Origin of the sequence: Mesorhizobium sp. M2A.F.Ca.ET.067.02.1.1 (genome assembly GCF_004023285.1) — a bacterium.
Lineage (GTDB): Bacteria > Pseudomonadota > Alphaproteobacteria > Rhizobiales > Rhizobiaceae > Mesorhizobium.
Window position 1 is genome coordinate 1 of record NZ_RZSB01000259.1, and the last position, 7,432, is coordinate 7,432.

8 protein-coding genes are annotated in these 7,432 nt (G+C 64.0%); 1 reads left to right on the plus strand and 7 read right to left on the minus strand.

Going from position 1 to position 7,432, the window contains the following annotated elements; translation table 11 throughout:
• Nucleotides 1-1,236 (plus strand): efflux RND transporter permease subunit (locus tag EOA28_RS18325; RefSeq protein ID WP_148670753.1); only part of this gene is annotated, 1,236 nt, incomplete at its 5' end.
• Here EOA28_RS18325 and EOA28_RS18330 read toward each other — a convergent pair.
• From EOA28_RS18330 to EOA28_RS18360, 7 genes are all read right to left on the minus strand, one after another.
• Nucleotides 1,233-1,580 (minus strand): hypothetical protein, encoded by a 348-nt coding sequence (locus tag EOA28_RS18330; RefSeq protein ID WP_127249657.1) that lies wholly within the window; start codon nt 1,578-1,580, stop codon nt 1,233-1,235. The two genes, EOA28_RS18325 and EOA28_RS18330, sit on opposite strands and share 4 nt — an antisense overlap.
• Before the next feature lie 40 nt (nt 1,581-1,620).
• Nucleotides 1,621-2,370: an ABC transporter ATP-binding protein gene (locus tag EOA28_RS18335; RefSeq protein ID WP_127249658.1), complete on the minus strand. Its 750-nt coding sequence runs from the start codon at nt 2,368-2,370 to the stop codon at nt 1,621-1,623.
• Nucleotides 2,367-3,203, minus strand: a complete 837-nt coding sequence (locus EOA28_RS18340; RefSeq protein ID WP_128315132.1) for an ABC transporter ATP-binding protein — start codon at nt 3,201-3,203, stop codon at nt 2,367-2,369. Before EOA28_RS18340 ends, EOA28_RS18335 begins: the two co-directional genes overlap by 4 nt.
• A 10-nt stretch (nt 3,204-3,213) precedes the next feature.
• The gene (nikC, locus tag EOA28_RS18345; protein WP_126079437.1) at nt 3,214-4,134 is read right to left on the minus strand and encodes a nickel transporter permease; all 921 of its coding nucleotides are present in this window, start codon (nt 4,132-4,134) and stop codon (nt 3,214-3,216) included.
• On the minus strand, nt 4,131-5,198 hold the full coding sequence (locus EOA28_RS18350; protein WP_128315133.1) for an ABC transporter permease: 1,068 nt from the start codon (nt 5,196-5,198) through the stop codon (nt 4,131-4,133). The genes nikC and EOA28_RS18350 overlap by 4 nt, the downstream gene beginning before the upstream one ends.
• Nucleotides 5,199-5,214: 16 nt before the next feature.
• Nucleotides 5,215-6,846 (minus strand): ABC transporter substrate-binding protein, encoded by a 1,632-nt coding sequence (locus EOA28_RS18355; protein ID WP_127249660.1) that lies wholly within the window; start codon nt 6,844-6,846, stop codon nt 5,215-5,217.
• 266 nt (nt 6,847-7,112) lie between these two features.
• Nucleotides 7,113-7,432: peptidoglycan-binding domain-containing protein (locus EOA28_RS18360; protein WP_189342091.1), on the minus strand; the 320-nt coding region annotated here is incomplete at its 5' end.

Below are 7,432 nucleotides of genomic sequence, written 5' to 3' on the forward strand. Positions count from 1 at the left end.
ACCAAGAACATCGAGGCGCGCAACCGGGTGAAGCCGGCGCTGGAGAAGCTGCTGCGCGAGGAGTTCGTCGGCACCGACGCCTTCGTCAAATTGCTGGAGCTCGGCCCGCCGGTCGGCAGGCCGGTGCAGTACCGCGTCGGCGGTCCCGATATCCAGACGGTGCGGGAGCTTGCGCAGCAGTTTGCCGGCGTGATCTCGGCCAATCCGAAGCTCGCCGCCCCCACCTTCGACTGGAACGAGCCGCAGCGCGTGCTGAGGGTGGACGTGCTGCAGGACAAGGCGCGCCAGCTCGGCATCACCTCTTCCGACATCGCCAGCGCGCTGAACAGCACGGTGGGCGGCTCTACCATCACGCAGGTCCGCGACGCGACCTACCTCATCGATGTCGTGGCGCGGTCGCGCGAGGCCGAGCGCGGCTCGATCGAGACACTGCAGAACATGCAGCTGCCGACCGGCAACGGCGAGTCGATCCCGCTCGCCGCCGTCGCCAACTTCCGCTACGACCTCGAACAGCCGACGGTCTGGCGGCGCAACCGTACGCCGACGATCACGGTGCGCGCCGGCCTGGTCGGCGACGTGCTGCCGGCGACCGTCGTCAACGAGCTGAAGCCGTCGGTGGACGCCTTCATCGCCAAGCTGCCGCCCGGCTATTCGGTCGAGACCGCGGGTTCGGTCGAGGAAAGCGCCAAGAGCCAGGGCCCGATCGCGGCCGTGGTGCCGTTGATGCTGTTCATCATGGCGACCATCCTGATGGTACAGTTGCAGAGCTTCCAGCGCCTGTTCCTGGTGGTGGCGGTGGCGCCGCTCGGCCTGATCGGCGTGGTGGCGGCGCTGGTTCCCAGCGGCGCGCCGCTCGGCTTCGTCGCCATCCTCGGCGTGCTGGCGCTGATCGGCATCCTGATCCGCAACTCGGTCATCCTGATCGTGCAGATCGAGGACCTCGTCAAAGAAGGCAAGGACCGCTGGGCGGCGGTGGTCGAAGCGACCGAGCATCGCATGCGGCCGATCGCGCTGACCGCCGCGGCTGCAAGTCTCGCGCTGATCCCGATCGCGCGCGAAGTGTTCTGGGGACCGATGGCCTACGCCATGATGGGCGGCATCATCGCCGGCACGGCGATCACGCTGCTGTTCCTGCCGGCACTCTACGTGACGTGGTTCAGGGTCAAGGAGCCGAAAGATAGGGAAAGCGTGGCTGTTTCAGAGACCGGAGATCTGGCGCAGACCACCCCAACCTAAGGCCGCCATTCGTCATCGCGAAGGCCGAGAGGACGCGACTTGGCGCGCTGCCACGGTGATGACCTTGAGCTGCGCCAAGCGTGCCAACCCTTTGGCAAATCGGCCAATTCCAGGATGCTTTTGTCCCGGTCAACCACCTCTTGCAAGCCTACGAGCATCATGTCACTTTCATTCCGATCCCGCGTGTCGCTGCTGTAGAACTGCCAACTGCCCCTTTCATCATTATCGTCGTCGTCATCGTCATTTTCATGCACAACATACGCGATCCAGTCGCCGTGTCTGAATATGCCCTTAACGGATAAGACCGCGACGTTCGGTGGGTCTTCGAAGTCCCATCGCTCCATGCGAAATCTCCTAAATTGGCCACGAGCCAACAGGACCATATCAAGCCGTCCGCACGAACCCCTCACTCGCCCTCAGCAGATTGCGCGTATAATCTTCGCTGACCCGATGCCCGATCAGCTGGCTCGCGGTTAGTGTTTCCACCGCCTCGCCGTTCTGCATCACCATCAGCCGCTCGCACATATGGGTGATGATGGCGAGGTCGTGGCTGACCATCAGGAAGGTGAGCTTGCGGCGGCGACGGACCTCTTCGAGAAGGTTCAGCACTTCGGACTGAACAGAGGCGTCGAGCGCCGAGGTCGGCTCGTCGAGCAGAAGGATCGAGGGTTCGAGGATCAGCGCACGCGCGATGGCGACACGCTGGCGTTGGCCGCCGGAAAGCTGGTGCGCATAGCGGAAGCGGAAGCCCTTGCCGAGGCCGACCTCGTCCAGCGCGCGCTCGATGCGCTTCTCGCCATCGGCAATGCCATGGATCGCGAGCGGCTCCTGCAGCAGTCGGTCGACCGTCTGGCGCGGATGCAGCGACCCGTAGGGATCCTGGAACACCATCTGCACATCGCGGTAGAAGGCCTTGTCGCGGGTTTTGCCGAGCCTCTTGCCGTTGACGGTGATGGTGCCCAAAGCGACAGGCGCAAGGCCGGTGATCGCCTTTAGCAGCGTTGACTTGCCGGAGCCGCTTTCGCCGACCAAGCCATAGGATTCGCCTTCCCTCACCTCGAGGTTGACGCCCTTCAGCGCGCGAAACCGGTCGAAGACCACTTCCAGCCCTTGGGCGGCGATGGCGGCCGTCATGCCGCCCACTCCGGCTTGCGGTCGAGCACCGGCAGCGGATGGCGCTCAAAGCCGATCCTGGGCATGCAATTGAGCAGGCCGCGCGTGTAGGGGTGCCGGGCGTCGCGCAATTCGGAAGCCTTGATCTGCTCGACCACCTTGCCGGCATACATGACGACGACCCGGTCGCAGAAGGATGAGACCAGGCGCAGATCATGCGAGATGAAGATCAGCCCCATGCCTCGCTCGGCCACGAGCTTGTCGAGGATCTTGAGCACGTCGAGCTGCACGGTGACGTCGAGCGCCGAGGTCGGCTCGTCGGCGATCATCAGTTCGGGTCCGGTGACCAGCATCATGGCGATCATGGCGCGCTGGCCCATGCCGCCCGAGACCTCGTGCGGATAAAGATCGAAGACGCGAGCCGGATCGCGGATCTGCACCGCCTGCAGCATGGCCAGAGCCCGTTCGCGCGCCTCGGCCTTGGAGACCTTCTCATGCGTGCGCAGCGTCTCGACGATCTGACGGCCGATGGTCATCACCGGATCCAGCGAATATTTCGGATCCTGCAGGATCATGGCGATGCGGTTTCCCCGCAGCGACCGGCGCTGACGAGGCGAGATCGAGAGCAGGTCGATGCCGTCAAAGGCGAGCTTCTTGGCCGAAACCTCGGCCTGCGGCGGGGGAAGTCCCATGATGGCGCGGCCGGTCTGCGATTTGCCGGAGCCGCTCTCGCCGACAATGCCCAGACGCTCGCGGCCGAGCGAGAAGGAAACGCCGCGCACCGCTTGCACGAGACCGGTGCGGGTCGGGAAGGTGACGCGCAGATCGTCGACTTCGAGGAGCGTGTCGCTCATTGGTCACCGCTCATTGGTCGCCACTCCGGGGATCAAGCGCGTCGCGCAGGCCGTCGCCAAGCAGGTTGAAGCCGAGGCTGACGATAAGGATCGCGGCACCTGGGGCCGCGGCCACCCACCACTGGTCGAGGATGAAGCGGCGGCCGGACGCAATCATCGCGCCCCATTCGGGCAGCGGCGGCTGCGCGCCGAGGCCGAGGAAGCCGAGGCCGGCGGCGGTCAGGATGATGCCCGCCATGTCCAGCGTCACCCGGATGATCAGCGAGGAGATGCAGAGCGGCATGATGTGGCGCAGCACGATGCGGACAGGCGAGGCGCCCATCAGTTGCACCGCCTTGATGTAATCGGAGTTGCGCACCGTCAGCGTTTCGGCGCGGGCGATGCGCGCATAGGGCGGCCAGGAGGTGATTGCGATCGCCAGCACCGCATTCTCGATGCCTGGGCCGAGCGCGGCCACGAAGGCGAGCGCCAGCACCAGCTTCGGAAAGGCAAGGAAGATGTCGGTGACGCGCATCAGGATCGTGTCGGTCCAGCCGCCGGCGTAACCGGCGACGGTACCGACCAAAAGGCCGATGGGCGCGGCGATGATGGCGACGAGGATGACCACATAAAGGGTCCAGCGCGCGCCGTAGACGATGCGCGAATAGATGTCGCGGCCAAGGTCGTCGGTGCCGAACCAATGCGCGGCGCTCGGCGCCAGCAGGCGGGCGTTCTTCAGATCGCCGACAGTCGGCGAATAGGGCGCCAGCACATCGGCAAAAGCCGCGACCACCAGCAGCGCGATGATGATGAGCATGCCGACCAGCGCCAGCCGGTTGGCGGAAAAACGCCGCCAGGACACATAGGCGCGGCCGAGCCTTGCCTGCAGGCGCGATGCCGGCCGGTCGCTGAGCAGCCATTCGCGCCTGGATTGGATGGTTTCAGCGCTCATCCGATCTTCGTCCTCGGATCGAGCAGCCGGTAGAGCAGATCGGACAGGAGGTTGATGGCGATGAACACCGAGCCGATGGCGATGGTGCCGCCGAGCACGGCATTCATGTCGGCATTCTGCAGCGAATTGGTGATGTAGAGGCCGATGCCCGGCCAGGAGAAGACGGTCTCGGTCAGCACCGAGCCTTCGAGCAGGTTTGCATAGGAAAGCGCGATCACGGTGACCATGGGCACGGCGGCATTGCGCAGCGCATGGCCCCAGATGACGCGCGTCTCCGACAGGCCCTTGGCACGCGCCGCGACGACATATTCCTGCGCCAGCTCGTTCAGCATGAAGGAGCGGGTCATGCGGCTGATATAGGCGAGCGACAGATAGCCGAGCAGCGCGGCCGGCAGGACGATATGACGCCAGGCGTCGTGGAAGACGTCCCACTGCCCCTGGATCGCGGCATCGAGCAGGTAGAAGCCGGTGATCGGCGTGAAGGTGTATTCATAGATGACGTCGAGCCGCGCAGGGAAAGCGATCCATTGCAGCTTGGCGTAGAACAGCACCAGGCCGAGCAGTCCCAGCCAGAAGATCGGCACGGAATAGCCGATGAGGCCGACGACGCGGGCGATCTGGTCGATCAGGCTGCCGCGCTTGACAGCGGCCAACACCCCGAGCGGCACGCCGATGACGGCACCGATGATCGTGCCCAGCGTCGCCAGCTCGATGGTCGCCGGAAAGACGCGGCGGATATCGGACATCACCGGATTGGTGGTCAGCACCGAGGTGCCGAAGTCGCCCCTCAGCGCTGCTTTGACATAGATGTAGAACTGCTCGATCCAGGGCAGGTCGAGCCCCATCTCGCGGCGCGTGCGCTCGACGACGGCGGTCGGCGCGCGATCGCCGAGGACAGCCAGCACCGGATCGATCGGTATGACGCGGCCGATGAAGAAGGTCACCGCGAGCAGGCCGAGATAGGTCGTCACCGCGACGACCAGGAAGCGGCCGAGCGAGGATAGAATGGCGACGGCGCGGGCGCTGCCGCGCCCTGCCGCCGCCTGGTTTTCAGCTACGCTCACGGGGCGTCCGAGGACGCTATTCCTTCGAGACCGGACCGACGAAGTTGGTGTCGAAGCTCGGGCCGAGCGCGAAGCCCTTGAGGTTCTTGCGCAGCCCCGCCACTTCCAGCTGCTGGTGGATGATGACGAAGGGGCTGGTGTCGAGGATCTTCTGCTGCAGATCCTTGTACATGTCGGCGCGCTTGGCCGAATCCTTTTCCAGAAGCGCCGCCTCGGTCTGCTTGGTCAGGTCCGGGATGTCCCAGGCATTGCGCCAGGCCAAAGTCTTGATCTTGGCGGCGTCGGAATTGTCCGGATTGGAGGCGAAGGTCTGCGCGTTCGAATTGGGATCGAAATAGTCCTGGCCCCAGTTGCCGATATAAATGTCGTGGTTGCGGGCGCGATATTTGGTAAGCGTCTGCTTACCATCGCCTGGGATGATCTCCAACTGGATGCCGGCCTGGCCGAGCGTCTGCTGGATCGATTCCGCCATCCCGGTGGTCGGCTGGCCGGTGCGAACGTCCATCGTCACCTTGAAACCATCCGCCAGGCCGGCCTTGGCGAGCAATTCCTTGGCCTCGGCGACGTCGAGCTTGAACGGGTTGTCGTCGATCGCGCCAAGGTCGCCCTTGGGCAGGAAGGACTGGTGGATCTCGCCGATGCCCTTGAGGATGGTGGTGCTCAGCGCGTCATAGTCGACCAGATATCTGAACGCCTGGCGAACTTCCGGCTTGGCGAGGTTCGGATTCTTCTGGTTGAGGCTGATGTAATAGACCGTGCCCTTCGGCGCGCTGGTGGTGGTGAGGTCAGCATTCTTGGCGATGGCGTCGAGATCGTTCGGCTCGAGGTTGCGGGCGACGTCGATATCGCCCGCCTCCAACGCCAGGCGCTGCGCCGAGCTTTCCTTCATGTTACGGTAGATGACGCGCGCGAGCTTGGCCTTCTCGCCATTGTAATTGTCATTGCGCTCCAGAACGACGGCTTCGTTGGCGCGCCATTCGCGCAACTTGTATTGGCCTGAACCAGCATAGCCGGTCTTCAGCCAGGCGTTGCCGAAGTCGTTATCCCATTTGTAGTCCGCGCTCGGCGTGACGGCGGCGACATGCTCCTTGACCAGCTTCGAGTCCACGACGGAGGCGACAGTGGCGGACAGGCAGTTGAGCACGAAGCTTGGCGCGTAACCCTTGTCGACGACGAACTGGAAGGTCGTGTCATCGACCGCCTTGGCCTTTTCGGTGACATTGTCGCCGCTGATGCCGAACTGGTTGATGATGAAGGCCGGGCTCTTGTCGAGCTTGATGGCGCGCTCGAAGGAATAGGCGACGTCGGCCGCGGTGATCGGATTACCGGAGGCGAACTTCATGCCGGGCTTGAGCTTGAAGGTGTAGGTCAGGCCGTCGTCGGACACGGTCCAGCTCTCGGCGAGGTCGGGCTTGACCTTGGAGGTGTCGCTGAGATCGAGGCGGACCAGCAGATCATAGGTGTTGCCGGTGACTTCGGCGGTCGACAGCTCGAACGCCTCGCCTGGATCCATCGAGATGATGTCGTCGATGGCGAAGCCTTCGACCAGCGTGTCGGCGGGCGTGACGGCGAAGGCAGGCGTCGCGAGCAGCGCGGTCATCGCCACACCTGCAAGCAAGCTACGGACGGCAAACTTTTCCAGCATCATGATGATCGTTCCCTGTTCTTGTTGACCTGAGTTCCCGGCTCAGGGCGTATTGTTCTTGGCAAGGCCGGCAACGGCTTTGCCCGCTTACCGTCGTGTTTTTTGTCCAGTTGGTCAACTCCCTATTCGTTGCCGTCCGCTCGGCCGCATGGATTTTTACCAGACGGCATATCGGACCAAATGGGCGGCGATCCGTCGACCCATGCGCCGGCTAATTGCAGCCGCCGATCGAGAAAAATCTGCCTGTGTTCGAGCCCTGGAAGTCGCCGCTATTTCAACTGCGCGACCAAGCCTGCATCTGGAAAGCAGGTGGCGGGCTTGCCGTTCTTGGCCTGCCAGACGCCGATCGAGCGGCGCGTCTTGAAGCCGGGCAGGCCGTCGGCGCTGCCGACGTCGTAGCCCTTGGCTTCCAGCGCCCGCTGCAAGGCGGCGATGTCGGAGCGGTGCAGATCGCCGACCGGCCCCCAACCGCCGGCAAAGGTGGCGTCGCCCTTGGCGATGCGGTCGGCGGCATGGCCGATGAACAGGCCATAGAGATCGCTGTTGTTGTATTGCTTGATGACATAGAAGTTCGGCGTGACGATGAAGG